This is a genomic window from Vibrio sp. sp1 (genome assembly GCF_016920955.1).
GTDB lineage: Bacteria > Pseudomonadota > Gammaproteobacteria > Enterobacterales > Vibrionaceae > Vibrio > Vibrio alginolyticus.
In genome coordinates this window covers 1,138,903-1,154,977 of the sequence record NZ_CP060589.1, presented here as the reverse complement: position 1 = coordinate 1,154,977, position 16,075 = coordinate 1,138,903, and the positions used below count along the sequence as shown (strand labels likewise).

Sequence of the window (16,075 nt, the reverse complement as noted above, 5' to 3'; positions counted from 1 at the left end):
TCCAATGAACCTGACGGCTGCACGTTTCGTCATCTTTAGCTACGCCATATTGATCGCTTTTTTATCTCTGAGTTCAGGTGAACTGCAAGACTGGGGCAATATAGCGTATCTCGACAAAATGCAGCACGCTATGGCGTACAGCGGCTTTGCGTTTTTAGGTTGTTTTTGTGTGTGGCGTTGGCGTCAACGTTGGGCGGTGGCGATTAGTATTTTGCTATTCAGCGCCGTTATTGAGTGGTTGCAAGGGTATGTAGGGCGACAAACTTCTTGGTTAGACCTTGTCGCCAACTCAACTGGCATCTTAACTGGTCTGTTATGTTACCGGATTTGGAGCCTCTATCGACCTAGGTTGGTGAAGTCGCTATACTCGATTCGTTAATGAAGAGGGAACACGATAACAATGAAAACGCGCGACAAAATCGTCTACGCGGCACTGGAGTTGTTCAACCAACATGGTGAGCGCAACATCACCACCAATCACATTGCCGATCACATCGAAATTAGCCCTGGTAATCTGTATTACCACTTCCGCAATAAGCAAGAAATCGTTCGTGAGATCTTTGCGCTTTATTCAGCAGAACTTTTAGAAAGATTTACCCCTATTCAAGGTTCGCAAGAGAGCCTGACTATGCTGAAGAGCTACCTAGACTCTATTTTTACCTTGATGTGGAAATACCGCTTTTTCTACGCAAACTTACCAGAAATCTTGTCACGAGATGAACAGCTACACGAACAGTACATCGATGTGCAAGAGAAGCTGCAAGCGAACCTCATTGCTATTATGCAAGAGTTCGTAACGATGAAGCTGTTGAATGTCGATCAACAACAGTTGAAGTCATTGGTATGTACATTGCATTTGATTGCGTGTAGTTGGTTGGCGTATCAATCCGCGATGGCTTCAAAAACCAACATTACCGAGCAAATGGTGAAGCAAGGGATGTTGCAGATGCTTAATGTCGTTAAGCCATTAGCAACTGAGCAGGGCTTAGAGCAGCTACTGGTATTAGAAGATGCGGTTAGCAATCTACACAGTTAAACGTCAAACTGCTTAATATTTCGAGAGTCACTCTCATTTTCGAGTCGTGGCTCGAGTTGACTTGTCAAATATGCCACGCACAATAGTCCCATACGCTAAAAACCCTTGCAGGGATAAGATTCTCGATAAAGGAACTATCGCCCCATGAATTACGACATTTTTAATGGTGATGCTGATGGCATCATTGCTCTTCTACAATTGCGTTTGGCTGATCCTGTCGATGCCCAGTTAATAACCGGTGTAAAGCGCGACATCAAGCTGGTGGAAAAAGTAGACGTGCAAGCGGGTGATGAGCTGACTGTGTTAGACATTTCGATGGAAAAGAACATGGCAGGTCTAGAGCAAGCTTTGGCTCAAGGCGCGCACGTCTTTTACGCCGATCATCACAAAGCGGGCGACATTCCTCAGCATGGTAATTTGGATGCGCACATCGATCTCGATGCCAACATGTGCACGGCGTTGATTGTCGATAAGTTGCTTGATGGGCGTTTTCATGACTGGGCGATTACGGCGGCTTATGGCGATAACATGATTGCTAAAGCTGATGAGTTAGCGAATAACGCGGGCTTGTCGCAGCAACAGAAAGAGCAGCTAAAAGAGCTGGGTACTTTAATTAACTACAACGGCTACGGATCGAAGGTCGAAGATTTACACTTTCATCCTGCGGAGCTGTACCGAGCTTTGCTGAAGTACACGTCGCCATTTGAAGCTATTGAAGATAAGGCCTCGCCATACTACCAATTGCAATCGGCTTACCAACAAGACATGGAGGCGGCTCTCGCAGTGCCTGCCATGCATGAGAGTGGTAAGCTGAAGTTGTTTGAGTTACCAAACACGGCGGCATCACGCCGAATCAGTGGTGTTTATGGCAACTCGCTGGCAAACCAAAACCCTGACTCTGCGCATGCGGTACTTACTGAAAATGCAGATGGGACTTATACGGTTTCACTTCGTGCCCCGTTAAACAATAAACAAGGTGCCGTGGCCGTGTGTGGTCAGTTCCCGACAGGTGGGGGGCGAGAGGCGGCGGCAGGAATCAACGCGTTAAGCAAAGATGATGTGCATGCTTTTATTGATGCGGTAGAAACCTACTACGCATAGCATTTTCCAAAACATGAATACAACAAAGGAGCCGAGTGGCTCCTTTTTTATGACAAGTCAATAAGTCAGATAATCAGCGCTTTAACCAAGATTTCGGATTCTGCGCTTCACTATTACGACGAATTTCGAAGTACAGCGATGGCCTGTCTTGACCGCCCGTATCACCCGCGAGAGCAATCACTTCGCCTGCGGTGACTCGATCGCCTTCTTTTTTAGTTAACGCTTGGTTGTAACCATAGAGGGTCATGTCACCTTTTCCGTGGTCGAGCAGTACCACTAAACCGTATCCGCGCAGATACTCAGCAAATACGACAGTACCAGGATAAACGGCTTTCACTTGTTGACCATAGTTGGCAGACAGCACCATGCCCTTCCAGTTTACCTGCCCGGTTTGTCGCGTACCAAAGTTGTGTAACACACTGCCTTTGAGTGGCCAAGGCAACTTACCGCGCTGTTTGCCGAGTCCGTCCATTGGCACCGCATTACGCTTCGCTGCTTTGGCGATCTCTGCTTTTAAACGGGTTTCGTTGCGTTGCAGCTCGGCTAAGTAGCGTTTGTCATTCTTGATACTGCTCTGAATTTTATTCAGGGTTTGCTTACGCTTGGATTGTGTACTCGCTAGCGCTGTACGTTTTTCGGATTGCTGCTTGAGCAGAGTCTCGATTTGCTCTTTTTCTAGCTCGAGCTGGTTTTTGTTGTGCGCTAATTCTTGGGTTATTTTGGTGATCGCATCAATCACTTCAGCACGTGCTTTAGCTAAATGCTGGAAGTATTGGCTCATGCGGTCTTCTTCCACACCTTGATTTAACAAGTGACCATTGGCCTTCGCTCGCTCGGTTACGTAATACGTTTGCAGCAGCTGTTTGAGTTCTTCTTCTTGCTCTTGACGCTGTGCTTCTTGCAAGGCAATTTTCTCTTCCAGGTTTTCTATGTTTTTGTCTGCTTGTGCGAGGTTAGACTTGGTTTGTCGTATTTCACGCTCAAGCTTAGAAATACCAAGCTCTTGATCTTTTAGTGATTTCTGTAACTCATTGAGCTGCTTTTCTTGGGAAGAGAGCGATTTGCGCTGACGGCTTATCTCACTGGATACGCCTTTGAGCTCTTGCTGACTCACAGCAGAGGAGGTAATGGGATAAGTGGCAGATAAAGCACAAGTTAATAAAATAGCCGAGCGTAGAACAGGGTGATTTTGTTTTCGCACTTGAGAGTTACCTACCACGTTGTTGTCAAAAAGGTTTGTTGACGATTAAATACCATCTCCATGGATAAAGCTTTGCGACTTGCCGTTAAAGCCTTGATCCATATCGAGAGAGGGTTTGTCCGTTTTTGGACGTCCGACGATTTTTGCAGGCACGCCAGCCACCGTTGTGTGAGGAGGCACGGCTTGCAATACCACAGAGCAAGATCCGATTTTCGCGCCTTCACCGACTTCGATATTGCCAAGAATCTTTGCACCAGCTCCGATCATTACGCCTTCGCGAATTTTCGGGTGACGATCACCGCATTCTTTACCAGTACCACCAAGGGTGACATCTTGCAGTATAGACACGTCGTTTTCGACCACGGCAGTTTCACCAATCACGATGCCTGTTGCATGGTCGAGCATGATACCACTACCAATGCGTGCTGCAGGGTGAATATCGACCTGACATGCTACCGAAATCTGATTTTGTAGGTAAGTCGCAAGAGCGTGACGACCTTGCTTCCACAGCCAGTTTGCTACTCGGTAGCCTTGCAGTGCGTGATAGCCTTTTAGGTACAGCAATGGCATTGAGTACATTGAAACAGCAGGGTCGCGATTGACCGTGGCACAAATATCACAAGCCGCGCCGTCAGTGATGGTTGGATCAGCCGCAAAGGCTTCTTCAACCACTTCACGCACAGCCATCGCTGGCATGGAAGCGGTGTTCAATTTGTTAGCCAGAATATAACTCAGAGCGGCACACAAACTTTCATGCTTGATAATGGTGGCATGATAGAAGCTCGCCAGCATAGGCTCTTGTTCTGACATTTCACGGGCTTCTGAGACAATTTTGTTCCAGACTTTTTGTTTTTCGCAGTGTTTCATTCTCAATATCCAGAGTGGTTCTTCCGTGACCCGACAACTTCAATTTTTCTCAGATGAGCTGCAAAGGGCGGTAGATTGCTACTTTCCTTCGGCTTTTTTGTCACGAGCAAGTAAATCTTGCGCTGCTAAGCGCGCATCTTTTCCTTGATACAATACTTGATAAATTTGATCAACTATCGGCATCTCAACACCCATACGTTGAGAAAGTAGCCATACTTCTTTTGTATTGCGGTAACCCTCAACCACTTGGCCAATTTCTTCTTGAGCCGTATCAACGTTTTTACCTTGGCCTAATGCCAAGCCAAAGCGTCGGTTACGTGATTGGTTATCGGTACATGTCAGGACAAGATCGCCTAAACCTGCCATGCCCATAAAGGTTTCTGGCTGTGCACCCAGCGCAGCACCAAGGCGACTCATTTCAGCCAAGCCACGAGTAATTAATGCAGTACGGGCGTTGGCGCCAAAACCAATACCATCAGACATACCCGCACCAATCGCAATAACGTTTTTCACAGCGCCGCCCAATTGCATACCAATAAAGTCACTATTGGCATATACGCGGAAGGTTTTGCTACAGTGGATTTTTTCTTGTAGATCCGCAACAAATTCAGAATCTGGAGACGCAACTGAAATTGCAGTCGGCATACCCATTGCGAGCTCTTTCGCAAACGTTGGGCCAGACAATACTGCTAGTGAGTAGTTTTCACCGATAATGTCATAAGCAACGTCTTTCAGTAGGCGCCCCGTTTCAGGTTCAAGCCCTTTGGTTGCCCAACAGATGCGAGAGTCTTCGCGCAAGAATGGTTTACAGCTGTTTAGCACGATGCCAAAGACATGGCTTGGAACCACAACCAACAAATCTCGGCTTGCTTGAACGGCTTTTTCTAAATCCGATTCAATGATCAAGCTTTCAGGGAAATCAACACCTGGTAAGAAGGCATGGTTAGCTCGGTCTGCTTCTAGGCGAGCCATGTGCTCTGGCTCGTGTCCCCAAAGGACAACGTTCGCGCCGTTACGAGCGAGTGAGATTGCCAAAGAGGTGCCGTATGAGCCTGCGCCAATCACAGTCATTGCGATGTCTTTACCGTAAGCATTGTTTGTATTTGCTTGTGTCATGCTACCGCCTAATTGTCTTGCTACTAGTAGAATCTAGTTCCTAATCGTCAAATTTTACGCCTTCTGGCGATTAGGAACTAGGAACTTTTGTCAGAAATAAAAAATGCACATTGCATCGGATGGTAGACGCTCTGTGCATTTTATTTGAGTCGGTGACGTCAGCACTGTGGCTATTCGTCACTTATAAAACGTGAATTACGCTTCAGCTTCGCCTTGTTGAGCTTGCTGTTGTAGGTAGTTCATGAATAGCGCGTCAAAGTTTACTGGCGCTAGGTTCAGTTGAGGGAACGTACCTTTAACGACTAGGCTTGAGATAGTTTCACGAGCGTATGGGAATAGGATGTTCGGGCAGAATGCGCCTAGGCAATGTGCAAGTTGACCAGCTTCCATTTGTTCAGCAGTGAAGATACCACCTTGTTGAACTTCACATAGGAACGCAGTCTCTTCTTCGTTCTTCACAGTAACGGTTAGGCGTAGAACAACTTCGTAAACGCCTTCACCAAGCTCACGGCTTTGAGTGTCTAGGTCTAGTTTAACGTCTGGGTTCCACTCTTTCTGGAAAATTACTGGAGAGTTCGGCGCTTCAAAAGAAACGTCTTTTAGGAAGATGCGTTGAATTGCGAAGTTTTGTTGTGCGTCTTGAGGTGCTGCTTCAGCCATTTTTTAATCCTTAAATCAATATTTGTTGAGCCTAGAAACGTCTAAGCTCAGAAAACTGGTATGTCCTGAGACTAACTGAGCCAATCTACCTTGACTAGATGAAGCGTGTATTACGTGCAAAGCGTCACAACTTAGTGCTCCAACTGCTTTCAATTTGCTCAGTTTTTTGTCCGCGAGGCTTGGTAAAATCGCGTTTAAACGCGAACTTTCGTTCTTGCCACGTTCCTACTTCTTGCCACGTTCCTACTTCTTACCGCGAACTAACGGCAGGTTCGCTTCGTTCCACGCAATCAAACCATTTTTTAGTAGGCTCACGTTTTCGAAGCCAGCTTTTACTAGTAGGTTTGCGCTTTCTTGAGCGGTCTGTCCTGTCTTACATACCACAATGATTGGGTCTGATTTGTGGTTTTCAAGGCTACCCAAGTTACCCGCTTTGATGTCTGACGGTAAAATGTGAAGTGAGTCGGTGATATGACCTTTTTTGAACTCGTCTTTGGTACGGATATCCACTACAACGCCGTTTTCACGGTTCATAAGATGAGTCAGTTGGTTTACGTTGATTTCTTTGTATGCGGCTGTCGCTGATTTCACGATGTTCATGATAAAGGCGACAAGAAGACCTACCCAAACCAAAGATAGAATCATGTTCTGTTGGAAAAATTCAATGTACTCTTGCATGTCTTGAGCTCTTACGCTGTTGGCGGAAAAATAAAGCAGGAGTATAGCGAGGTTACGGCTCTTAGGCGAGAGGGTTAAAATTTTCTAACGAATAATTGAGATCTCTATAAACCCGTTATGCCCTTACTATCCGTACATTTCGCTCTGGTAGCTTGATTGCTTTGGCCTATTGGACTTATCGGTTTAAGTGACTTCTGTTTTACTGAGAAATGAGAACAATAGGTATTAACCCATCTTGTTTGATGTTGCTTTAAATTAGCACTGTTTCAAGTGCAAAAATAAGAATGAGAAGCGTAAGAAAACCGAACTTAGACTGGGGTGTACAAAGCGTATTAGAAATGACTATGCTTGTGGAACACGTTTGTCGGCACTGACTCGTTGTTCGCTTAACTTGTAAGATAGCAACAATAAATCGCAAACATTATTTGATCTTAACCTACAGTTTTGGTTAAAAAGTGTAGTAAAATTACGCTAGTTTTGTTTCAAGGTTAGATAGGGCAGCGAGGCCCTACGCCAAAAGTTACTTAAATTTGATGAGGTCATCACTATGTCAGCTAAGAAGCCACTGGCTCTAGTTATCCTTGACGGTTACGGTTACCGTGAAGACACAGCAAGTAACGCAATTGCGAATGCGAAAACACCAGTAATGGATGCTCTGATTGCGAATAACCCACACACATTAATCTCTGCTTCAGGCATGGATGTTGGCCTTCCTGATGGTCAAATGGGTAACTCTGAAGTTGGTCACACTAACATTGGTGCAGGCCGCGTTGTATACCAAGACCTGACTCGTATCACTAAATCAATTGCGGATGGTGAGTTCGAACAAACGCCTGCGCTAGTTGAAGCAATCGACTCTGCTGTGAAAGCTGAAAAAGCAGTACACATCATGGGCCTGATGTCTCCAGGCGGTGTTCACTCTCACGAAGACCACATTTACGCTGCAGTTGAAATGGCAGCGGCGCGTGGCGCAGAGAAAATCTACCTACACTGCTTCCTAGACGGCCGTGACACACCACCACGTAGTGCTGAAAACTCACTACAACGTTTCCAAGACCTATTTGCGAAACTAGGTAAAGGCCGCGTTGCTTCTCTAGTAGGTCGTTACTACGCAATGGACCGTGACAACAATTGGGATCGCGTCCAAGTTGCTTACGATCTTCTAACTCAAGCTAAAGCTGAGTTCACAGCAGAAACGGCAGTTGCAGGTCTAGAAGCGGCTTACGCTCGTGAAGAAAACGACGAATTCGTTAAAGCAACAGCTATCAAAGCGGAAGGTCAAGAAGACGCAATCATGCAAGATGGTGATGCGGTTATCTTCATGAACTACCGTGCTGACCGTGCACGTCAAATCACTCGTGCATTCGTTCCTGCGTTTGACGGCTTTGAGCGTGCAGTATTCCCAGCAATCAACTTTGTGATGCTGACTCAATACGCGGCTGATATCCCTCTAGCTATCGCATTCCCACCTGCGTCTCTAGAAAACACTTACGGTGAGTGGCTATCTAAACAAGGTCAAACTCAGCTACGTATCTCTGAAACAGAGAAATACGCACACGTGACTTTCTTCTTCAACGGTGGTGTTGAGAACGAATTCGAAGGCGAAGAGCGTCAGTTGGTTGCTTCTCCAAAAGTTGCAACGTACGACATGCAGCCTGAAATGAGCTCTCCAGAACTAACAGAGAAGATGGTTGCGGCTATCAAATCAGGTAAGTTCGATACCATCATCTGTAACTACCCGAATGCAGATATGGTTGGTCACACTGGCGTTTATGAAGCGGCTGAGAAAGCAATCGAAGCTCTAGATGAAAGCGTGGGTAAAGTGGTTGAAGCAATCAAAGAAGTTGGCGGTCAACTATTGATCACTGCGGACCACGGTAACGCAGAAATGATGATCGACCCTGAAACTGGCGGCATCCACACTGCTCACACTAACCTACCAGTGCCTCTAATCTATGTAGGTGACAAAGCGGTTGAATTCAAAGAAGGCGGTAAACTGTCTGACCTTGCACCAACCATGCTTTCTCTAGCTGGTCTAGAAATCCCAGCAGAAATGACGGGTGAAGTATTAGTTAAATAGTTAACTAACGGCTCAGCATGACAAAAGCCCGAGTTTAAACTCGGGCTTTTTTGTATCTGGCAGTAAGGACTGGTCTGCAAGGTTACTGAACCAATATGCCCGCACCAATCACAGCTAGGGCTGCGCCCAACCATGCAAATCGGTTTGGTCGGCGTTTGGTGTAAATCCAGAGCAGTGGTAGCAACATAATTGGCGTGGTTGAAGATAGAAGGGCAACCATACCTACATTTCCTTCTTGCAGTGCGTATAAGATTAGCGTCATGCCGACGGCCATCGCCAAGAAACCATTAAGCGCAGTAATACCAAATATGCGCCAAGTAATGTGTTGCGTCGAGCGAGCGACTTTGACTCCTAGAATTAACAACATGCTGTGGGCGAAAAAGGCACTGATCATTCGAATAGCAGAAGCCGCAACTGGGTCAATACTGGTTTGCATTACTGGCTTGGCGATGATGCCGCCCAATGCTTGGCACATTGCTGCGGTTAAGCCAAGTCCAATGCCCACCCAGATGTTACCTTTAATGTCTTCCAAGACGTTATTCACTTGACCTCTTCGGCCAAAGAATATCGCCATCACCACGCCGCTAAATACCAATGATGCGCCCAGTAGTTCTATTGTGGTCATGACTTCGCTAAATAAGAAGTAGCCCAAGATGGCAGAGAACACGGCGTGGCAAGAGAAGAGTAACCCGGCTTGTCTTGGCCCCATACGATTCAAACACGCGAATAGAGCGGTATCGCCAATAAAAATACCAATCAGTCCTGAGGCCATCATTGGCGTTACATGTTCCCAAGAAACCGTTAACCAGCCGCCAGTTATCCAGGCCATAGTTGATAAGATCACGGCTGTGCAGCCCATACGCCAGCGGCTGTAAGAAAATGCGCCTAGGTGTTGTGCAGGAATGACCGAAATTAGGCTAGAAACTGCCCACAGAAAAGCGGCGCATAAAGCAAGCCATTCGTAACCCATGATGTGTCGACGTCCTTGTAGAGTAGAGGAGTCTTAATATGCACGAAATTTATGGGATGTAAAAGCCGCTCTGTAAGGGCAGTAGCTGGAGAGCAGCTCCATGACAACACGCTTTTTCATGGAGCTCTTCGATTAAAACAGTACCAAAACTGCGCCATACACGATAAGTAGACCAATCAAACCGAGAATCAGGCCTACTTTCGCCATGTCTTTGCTCTCGATGAGGCCTGTTGAATAAGCCAAAGAGTTTGGTGGTGTGGAAACCGGTAAGATCATGCCAAGTGATGCGGAGAAGGCTACGACAACCAGTAAACCTTGTAGGCCGCCAACCGCAATAAGGCTTGGCATGGATGTACCAATAGCGGCAGCAATAGGCATCAATAAGTTTGCCGTTGCGGTATTAGACATAAAGTTCGCCATTAACCAGCACACTACCGATAGGGCTAAAACAACGGCAAATGGTGATAGCAGGCTGTAATCAATGGCGTGCGCTAATGCTTCGGCTAAGCCCGTTTTGTCTAAGGCAATGCCAATTGCTATACCACCGGCAACTAGCCATAAAACATCCCAGTTAATCAGCTTGAGCTCTTCTTTTCCCATAATGCCCGTTAACGTGAACACTGCTAGTGGGATAATCGCGACAACATATGTATTCATGCCATGCACTTTCGTTGTCATCCAAAGCAAAATGGTTAGTGCAAAAGTGATGTAGACGACGATCGCACGCCAGCTCCTTTTGAATGTACCATCTAGCTTTAGTTTCATTTCTGGTTCGCTAGACGGAAACAGCTTTTGCAACAAGAACCAAGCTACAGTGAGTTGTACCAACACAAAGGGTAGACCCATTGTCATCCACGATAGGAAGTCTATCGCGTTTTCTCCAGTGAGATATTGAAGCGCTATCGCATTAGGTGGCGTGCCTATCGGAGTCGCAATGCCGCCTGTATTCGCGGCAATTGGAATACACAACACCAGTGCTTTAATGCCTAAATCCCCTTTAGGTGCTGAAGCGACGATGGGGCCAAGCAGGGCTAGCATCATCACGGTCGTGGCAGTATTGGACATAAACATTGAAAAAACGGCGGTAATTAACATCAAGCCCAGCATGATGAACTTAGGTTGGGTGCCGAATGGTTTTAATAGTACTCGGGCGAGGTTGTTGTCGAGCTCGTATTTGGAAGCCGCAATCGCAAGAGCAAAACCACCCATAAAAAGAATAATGATCGGTGAAGAGAAGGCCGAGAAAATATCGGTGTAAGCAATTAACTCTCCTAAATCATGCCCCGCTGGTGGATTGCGAAATAGATGCAAACCTTTATCCGATATCATGATCAGTTCAAGAGCGATAATAAGAATGGACGTAGCAAAAACGGGAACCGGCTCGAGAACCCAAAGTAGGGCAGCAAGAAGAAAAATAGCCAACAGGCGATGCTGAATTAAAGTGAGATCGTCAATAGGAATAGCATCGATCGGCATCATCAAAACACCGAGCGGAATTAAAAAGCACACCAGCAATTTCGCCAACGTGTTTACACTCATCTTTGGCATTGGCTGCCCCTCTAAATATTCATTCTAAGCGCAGGATAATTGATTGTGGAATGAGGGTCTTAGAGGCAGGTATGAGTTTGAGAAATAGAGGCTAAATTTCGAACGGAGTTTTGCTTTTTATCAATAAAAAGAGCCCTTAATAAAGGGCTCTTTAACGGTGTTTTACTTATTTTTTCAAGGCGTAAGGTGTGCCCATAACGGTTGGCTTACCGTTTTCCATGCTTGCGTCAAACTCAATCGCGTCTTTGGCAAACAGGTTAATAACAGTAGAACCCAGTTTGAAGCGGCCCATCTCTTCGCCTTTTTTCAAGATCACGGCCTTGTCACCCTCTGCTGGGTAATCCCATTTGTAGACAGTGTTTCCACGAGGCGGAGTGATCGTGCCAGCCCATACTTGCTCAATGCTACCAACAATTGTCGCACCAACAAGCACCTGTGCCATTGGACCAAACTCAGTATCGAAGATACACACCACACGCTCGTTACGTGCAAATAGGTTCGGTACGTTTTCTGCTGTCAGAGGGTTTACTGAGAACAGGTCACCTGGTACGTAAATCATTTGGCGCAGAGTGCCGTCACATGGCATGTGTACACGGTGGTAATCGCGCGGAGATAGATACAATGTGGCAAAAGAACCATCTTTAAATTCGTCCGCTAAATTCGCGTCACCGCCCAGCAATTCTTGTGCTGAGAAGTGATGACCTTTTGCTTGGATAAGTTGACCATCTTCAATAGGGCCAAACTGGCTAACACAAGCGTCGGCTGGATGAGTGATGACGTTTTCGCCTTCAGAAATTGGGCGTGCGCCTTCTTTTAGCTCACGAACGAAAAACTCGTTGAACGTTTTAAAATGCTTAGGATCTGAGTGCTTTGCCTCATCCATATTCACATTGTATTGTTTGATAAACCAACGAATAACTGCTGTTGTTAGACCGCCAGCTTTTGCTGAAGCCAGTTTACCCATTAGGCGAGTGAGGCCGTGTTGTGGGATCCAGTACTGCAGTCCAACTTTAAACTTGTCCATCTTTAATTCCGATACTTCTGTTAGATTCGCGCTTTAGGGCGCGTGATGTTACTGAAATTTAATTTGCTTGTCAGTATTAGGTGAAGACTTTTTACACAGTTACAGCCTTAACTCAATTACAGATCGGCTTTTTTATTACGTGAATACTGACGATTTGCTTTGTTTTCAACCATGCTTTCCAAAATGCGATGATAGTTTTCAAAGCGAGTTTCGTTAATTTCCCCGTTCTCGACAGCTTCGCGTAGAAGGCAGCCTGGGTCATCATTGTGTTTACAATCTCGGAACTTGCAACCGCCTAAATATGGTCGAAATTCAACGAATGCTTTTGTTACTTCTTCTGCTTCCAAATGCCAAAGACCAAATTCACGTACTCCAGGTGAGTCGATCAAATCGCCACCCGTTGGAATGTGGTATAAACGTGCAGCCGTCGTGGTGTGTTGGCCCAAGCCAGAGTTCTCAGAGACTTCGCCTTCTTCCACTTCGCTCTCTAGTTCCGGTATTAACGCGTTGACTAAGCTGGATTTCCCTACGCCTGATTGACCAACAAAGATATTAACTCGGTCACGCAGCAGGGTTTCTAGTTCAGCAATGCCTTCTCCAGACTTCTTGCTGACCAGAAGCACTTTATAGCCAATACGTTCATATTCTTTGAGCCATTCTTCATACATGGCACGGTCATCGGCTTCTAGAAGGTCGACCTTATTTAAGACCAACAATGGCGCAATATTCAGTGTTTCTGATGCAACGAGATAGCGGTCAATAATATTTAGCGATAGCTCTGGTAATACCGAAGAGACAATGACCATTTGATCAATATTGGCTGCAACGGGTTTTAGGCCATCGTAATAATCTGGACGAGTGAGCACTGAAGAGCGAGGTTCTACCGCTTCAACAACACCAGAGATGCCCGCCATAGACTCCAATCCTTCGCGCCATAAAACACGATCGCCAGATACTAGAGACTCAATACCACGGCGGAGGTTACAGCGTTGAATTTCGCCTGTTTCAAGGTCTTCAATGTCCGCGTGCTGACCAAAACGAGTGATCACGAGACCTTGCTTGCTGGCGCCTAGCATGTTTTCATCCCACTGGATGGACTCTTCTTGCTGCTTCAAACGCTTTTGTTGGTTGCTACGTACGCGTCGCACCTGACCTTTGGTTAACTTTTTCTTCTTTGCCACAATTCTGTACTTTATGTGAATTTACTCAAATGGTTGAGCCGTACTCTTGGCTCCGTGTATGAGTATCGTGTTTCTCGTATTTTGAGGTATAGTACCTCTTTTATCGATAAACAAATAGGCGGCGTAACCATGTCCTTTAGCGATCAAAACCTAATTTGGGTTGATTTAGAGATGACAGGGCTTGATCCTGAAACGCACAAAATCATCGAAATTGCTTCTATTGTCACGGATAGCGAACTAAATATTTTGGCTGAAGGTCCAGTGTTAGCGATTCATCAGCCGGAAGAAGAACTAGCGAAAATGGACGACTGGTGTACTAATACGCATACGGCAAGCGGTTTGGTGGAGCGCGTTCGAAACAGTCAAATCTCAGAACAAGACGCAGTCGCACAAACCATTGAATTTTTAGAAAAATGGGTGCCAAAAGGGGCGTCGCCAATATGTGGTAACAGCATTGGGCAGGATCGTCGCTTTTTATACAAGCACATGCCTGAGTTGGAAGAGTTCTTCCATTACCGATATGTTGACGTTAGTACTCTTAAAGAGCTAGCACGTCGCTGGCAACCTGAGGTGCTAAATGGGTTCACAAAACAGGGAACACATTTGGCCTTGGACGACATTCGTGAGTCCATCGCAGAACTTAAGTACTATCGAGGTACTATTTTCAAGATTTAACTGTTAAGGTTGCGATCCAAATTGTTGTAATTTATATCGCTTTTGATTGCTTTTTCGTCGTTCAGTAAAAAAATAAAGTTTTTTTGAAGGAAGGACTTGCATCACAAAAAAATGCTCTTATAATTCGCAGCCCTAAACAGCGGAAACGTTGTTGATGCGACACTAGCTCAGTTGGTAGAGCGCAACCTTGCCAAGGTTGAGGTCACGAGTTCGAACCTCGTGTGTCGCTCCAGTTTCATAGTTCTCACGGTACTTAACGGTGACACAATACGGACGCGGGGTGGAGCAGCTTGGTAGCTCGTCGGGCTCATAACCCGAAGGTCGTCGGTTCAAATCCGGCCCCCGCAACCAATGCGACACTAGCTCAGTTGGTAGAGCGCAACCTTGCCAAGGTTGAGGTCACGAGTTCGAACCTCGTGTGTCGCTCCAGTTTTATAGTTCTCACGGTACTCAACGGTGACACAATACGGACGCGGGGTGGAGCAGCTTGGTAGCTCGTCGGGCTCATAACCCGAAGGTCGTCGGTTCAAATCCGGCCCCCGCAACCAATGCGACACTAGCTCAGTTGGTAGAGCGCAACCTTGCCAAGGTTGAGGTCACGAGTTCGAACCTCGTGTGTCGCTCCAGTTTTATAGTTCTCACGGTACTCAACGGTGACACAATACGGACGCGGGGTGGAGCAGCTTGGTAGCTCGTCGGGCTCATAACCCGAAGGTCGTCGGTTCAAATCCGGCCCCCGCAACCAAATTCCATTAATAGCGACTGCTGTTAATATGCGACACTAGCTCAGTTGGTAGAGCGCAACCTTGCCAAGGTTGAGGTCACGAGTTCGAACCTCGTGTGTCGCTCCAGTTATATAGTTCTCACGGTACTCAACGGTGACACAATACGGACGCGGGGTGGAGCAGCTTGGTAGCTCGTCGGGCTCATAACCCGAAGGTCGTCGGTTCAAATCCGGCCCCCGCAACCAAATTCCATTAATAGCGACTGCTGTTAATATGCGACACTAGCTCAGTTGGTAGAGCGCAACCTTGCCAAGGTTGAGGTCACGAGTTCGAACCTCGTGTGTCGCTCCAATATATAGCCCTCATCGTGCTCAACGGTGACAAAATGCGACACTAGCTCAGTTGGTAGAGCGCAACCTTGCCAAGGTTGAGGTCACGAGTTCGAACCTCGTGTGTCGCTCCAATATATAGCCTTTATCGTGCTTAACGGTGACACAAGGCGACACTAGCTCAGTTGGTAGAGCGCAACCTTGCCAAGGTTGAGGTCACGAGTTCGAACCTCGTGTGTCGCTCCAGTTTCTTTTTATAAATGAAAGCAAAGCCTTCATCATCAACGAAGATGAAGCACTCGGACGCGGGGTGGAGCAGCTTGGTAGCTCGTCGGGCTCATAACCCGAAGGTCGTCGGTTCAAATCCGGCCCCCGCAACCAAATACAAGACGATAGATTGAGTACTTATTTAGTATACAATTGTTAAGTCGTCTACGGATGCGCCGCTTGATTCAACGCCTGCTTCTCGCAACCAATCACATCGCTCTTTTCATAATGCTGCGAAGCATGAATCCCCAAAAGCTAAACTTTTATCCGCATCATATGATGTCGGACGATTTCGTTTGTGTTTAAAACACGATATGAATCGGCTGACGTACAAGTATGATGAGGCTTCGCGTGTTTTATCTACTTTAATTAACAGAGTTATCCACATACGTCGTTCTGTGGATAAGTTGGTTGATAAAGTGTTTTTAGCTTGACTTTTTATGATGGGGAAGAAAGATCTTTTCTCTAAAGTGAAGTGGAAACAACAAAGAAATATCAATTAAATCTTTGTTATATAAAGAAAAAATAAGTTTTTTGTCGGATCAAGTACGTTAAAATACGATCATTAACTGGTATTTTTTTGATCCTAGTCATTTCTCCGAACTGTGTTTAACTTT

14 protein-coding genes and 12 tRNA genes are annotated in these 16,075 nt (G+C 46.2%); 17 read left to right on the top strand and 9 right to left on the bottom strand.

Translation table 11 applies throughout. The features are described from left to right. The first annotated feature begins 4 nt into the window (after positions 1-4). From H9L11_RS05460 to H9L11_RS05450, 3 genes are all read left to right on the top strand, one after another. Positions 5-379: a VanZ family protein gene (locus H9L11_RS05460; protein ID WP_017635567.1), complete on the top strand. Its 375-nt coding sequence runs from the start codon at positions 5-7 to the stop codon at positions 377-379. A 21-nt stretch (positions 380-400) separates the two neighbouring features. Beyond that, positions 401-1,036, top strand: coding sequence for a TetR/AcrR family transcriptional regulator (locus tag H9L11_RS05455; protein WP_017635568.1), 636 nt, complete (start codon positions 401-403; stop codon positions 1,034-1,036). A gap of 144 nt (positions 1,037-1,180) precedes the next feature. After that, a complete protein-coding gene (locus tag H9L11_RS05450; RefSeq protein ID WP_017635569.1) occupies positions 1,181-2,137 on the top strand; it encodes an acetyltransferase in 957 nt (318 codons plus the stop codon). 73 nt (positions 2,138-2,210) lie between these two features. On the opposite strand, the gene H9L11_RS05445 is transcribed toward H9L11_RS05450, so the two are convergent. The 5 genes from H9L11_RS05445 to H9L11_RS05425 form a co-directional block, all read right to left on the bottom strand. Then, positions 2,211-3,356 (bottom strand): murein hydrolase activator EnvC, encoded by a 1,146-nt coding sequence (locus tag H9L11_RS05445; protein WP_005381476.1) that lies wholly within the window; start codon positions 3,354-3,356, stop codon positions 2,211-2,213. Between the two features lie 27 nt (positions 3,357-3,383). After that, positions 3,384-4,205, bottom strand: a complete 822-nt coding sequence (gene cysE, locus H9L11_RS05440) for a serine O-acetyltransferase (RefSeq protein WP_005381475.1) — start codon at positions 4,203-4,205, stop codon at positions 3,384-3,386. Positions 4,206-4,283: 78 nt separating this feature from the next. Then, positions 4,284-5,321, bottom strand: a complete 1,038-nt coding sequence (gene gpsA / locus H9L11_RS05435) for an NAD(P)H-dependent glycerol-3-phosphate dehydrogenase (RefSeq protein WP_053303032.1) — start codon at positions 5,319-5,321, stop codon at positions 4,284-4,286. Between the two features lie 195 nt (positions 5,322-5,516). After that, positions 5,517-5,981, bottom strand: a complete 465-nt coding sequence (gene secB, locus H9L11_RS05430) for a protein-export chaperone SecB (RefSeq protein ID WP_005386410.1) — start codon at positions 5,979-5,981, stop codon at positions 5,517-5,519. A 243-nt stretch (positions 5,982-6,224) separates the two neighbouring features. Next, positions 6,225-6,659 carry a rhodanese-like domain-containing protein gene (locus tag H9L11_RS05425; protein ID WP_005386415.1) on the bottom strand — a complete coding sequence of 145 codons (435 nt, stop codon included), beginning with the start codon at positions 6,657-6,659 and terminating at the stop codon, positions 6,225-6,227. Positions 6,660-7,206: 547 nt separating this feature from the next. Here H9L11_RS05425 and gpmM point away from each other — a divergent pair. Then, positions 7,207-8,739, top strand: coding sequence for a 2,3-bisphosphoglycerate-independent phosphoglycerate mutase (gpmM, locus tag H9L11_RS05420; RefSeq protein WP_005386416.1), 1,533 nt, complete (start codon positions 7,207-7,209; stop codon positions 8,737-8,739). Positions 8,740-8,821: 82 nt separating this feature from the next. Here the strand turns inward: gpmM and H9L11_RS05415 are convergent, their stop codons facing one another. From H9L11_RS05415 to rsgA, 4 genes are all read right to left on the bottom strand, one after another. Continuing rightward, on the bottom strand, positions 8,822-9,709 hold the full coding sequence (locus H9L11_RS05415; RefSeq protein WP_005386417.1) for a DMT family transporter: 888 nt from the start codon (positions 9,707-9,709) through the stop codon (positions 8,822-8,824). Between the two features lie 132 nt (positions 9,710-9,841). After that, the gene (locus H9L11_RS05410) at positions 9,842-11,257 is read right to left on the bottom strand and encodes an SLC13 family permease (RefSeq protein ID WP_104975656.1); all 1,416 of its coding nucleotides are present in this window, start codon (positions 11,255-11,257) and stop codon (positions 9,842-9,844) included. 166 nt (positions 11,258-11,423) lie between these two features. Further along, positions 11,424-12,281, bottom strand: a complete 858-nt coding sequence (gene asd / locus H9L11_RS05405; protein WP_005381465.1) for an archaetidylserine decarboxylase — start codon at positions 12,279-12,281, stop codon at positions 11,424-11,426. Positions 12,282-12,397: 116 nt separating this feature from the next. Next, complete coding sequence (gene rsgA / locus H9L11_RS05400; protein ID WP_017635573.1) at positions 12,398-13,462, bottom strand: small ribosomal subunit biogenesis GTPase RsgA; 1,065 nt, start codon at positions 13,460-13,462, stop codon at positions 12,398-12,400. 129 nt (positions 13,463-13,591) lie between these two features. Here rsgA and orn point away from each other — a divergent pair, with 129 nt between their 5' ends. The 13 genes from orn to H9L11_RS05335 all read left to right on the top strand — a co-directional run bounded on the left by orn (position 13,592) and on the right by H9L11_RS05335 (position 15,572). Beyond that, the gene (orn, locus tag H9L11_RS05395) at positions 13,592-14,137 is read left to right on the top strand and encodes an oligoribonuclease (protein ID WP_017635574.1); all 546 of its coding nucleotides are present in this window, start codon (positions 13,592-13,594) and stop codon (positions 14,135-14,137) included. Between the two features lie 156 nt (positions 14,138-14,293). Beyond that, positions 14,294-14,369: transfer RNA gene (locus H9L11_RS05390), tRNA-Gly, on the top strand. 42 nt (positions 14,370-14,411) lie between these two features. Continuing rightward, a tRNA-Met gene (locus H9L11_RS05385) sits at positions 14,412-14,488 on the top strand. 2 nt (positions 14,489-14,490) lie between these two features. Further along, positions 14,491-14,566: transfer RNA gene (locus H9L11_RS05380), tRNA-Gly, on the top strand. A 42-nt stretch (positions 14,567-14,608) separates the two neighbouring features. Then, positions 14,609-14,685 (top strand) — tRNA-Met (locus H9L11_RS05375). Between the two features lie 2 nt (positions 14,686-14,687). After that, positions 14,688-14,763, top strand: a tRNA-Gly gene (locus H9L11_RS05370). A 42-nt stretch (positions 14,764-14,805) separates the two neighbouring features. Then, positions 14,806-14,882, top strand: a tRNA-Met gene (locus H9L11_RS05365). A gap of 30 nt (positions 14,883-14,912) precedes the next feature. After that, positions 14,913-14,988, top strand: a tRNA-Gly gene (locus H9L11_RS05360). A 42-nt stretch (positions 14,989-15,030) separates the two neighbouring features. Next, positions 15,031-15,107: transfer RNA gene (locus H9L11_RS05355), tRNA-Met, on the top strand. 30 nt (positions 15,108-15,137) lie between these two features. Next, positions 15,138-15,213 (top strand) — tRNA-Gly (locus tag H9L11_RS05350). Positions 15,214-15,249: 36 nt separating this feature from the next. Continuing rightward, positions 15,250-15,325 (top strand) — tRNA-Gly (locus H9L11_RS05345). Between the two features lie 36 nt (positions 15,326-15,361). Beyond that, positions 15,362-15,437: transfer RNA gene (locus H9L11_RS05340), tRNA-Gly, on the top strand. 58 nt (positions 15,438-15,495) lie between these two features. Further along, positions 15,496-15,572, top strand: a tRNA-Met gene (locus H9L11_RS05335). Positions 15,573-16,075 lie beyond the last annotated feature (503 nt).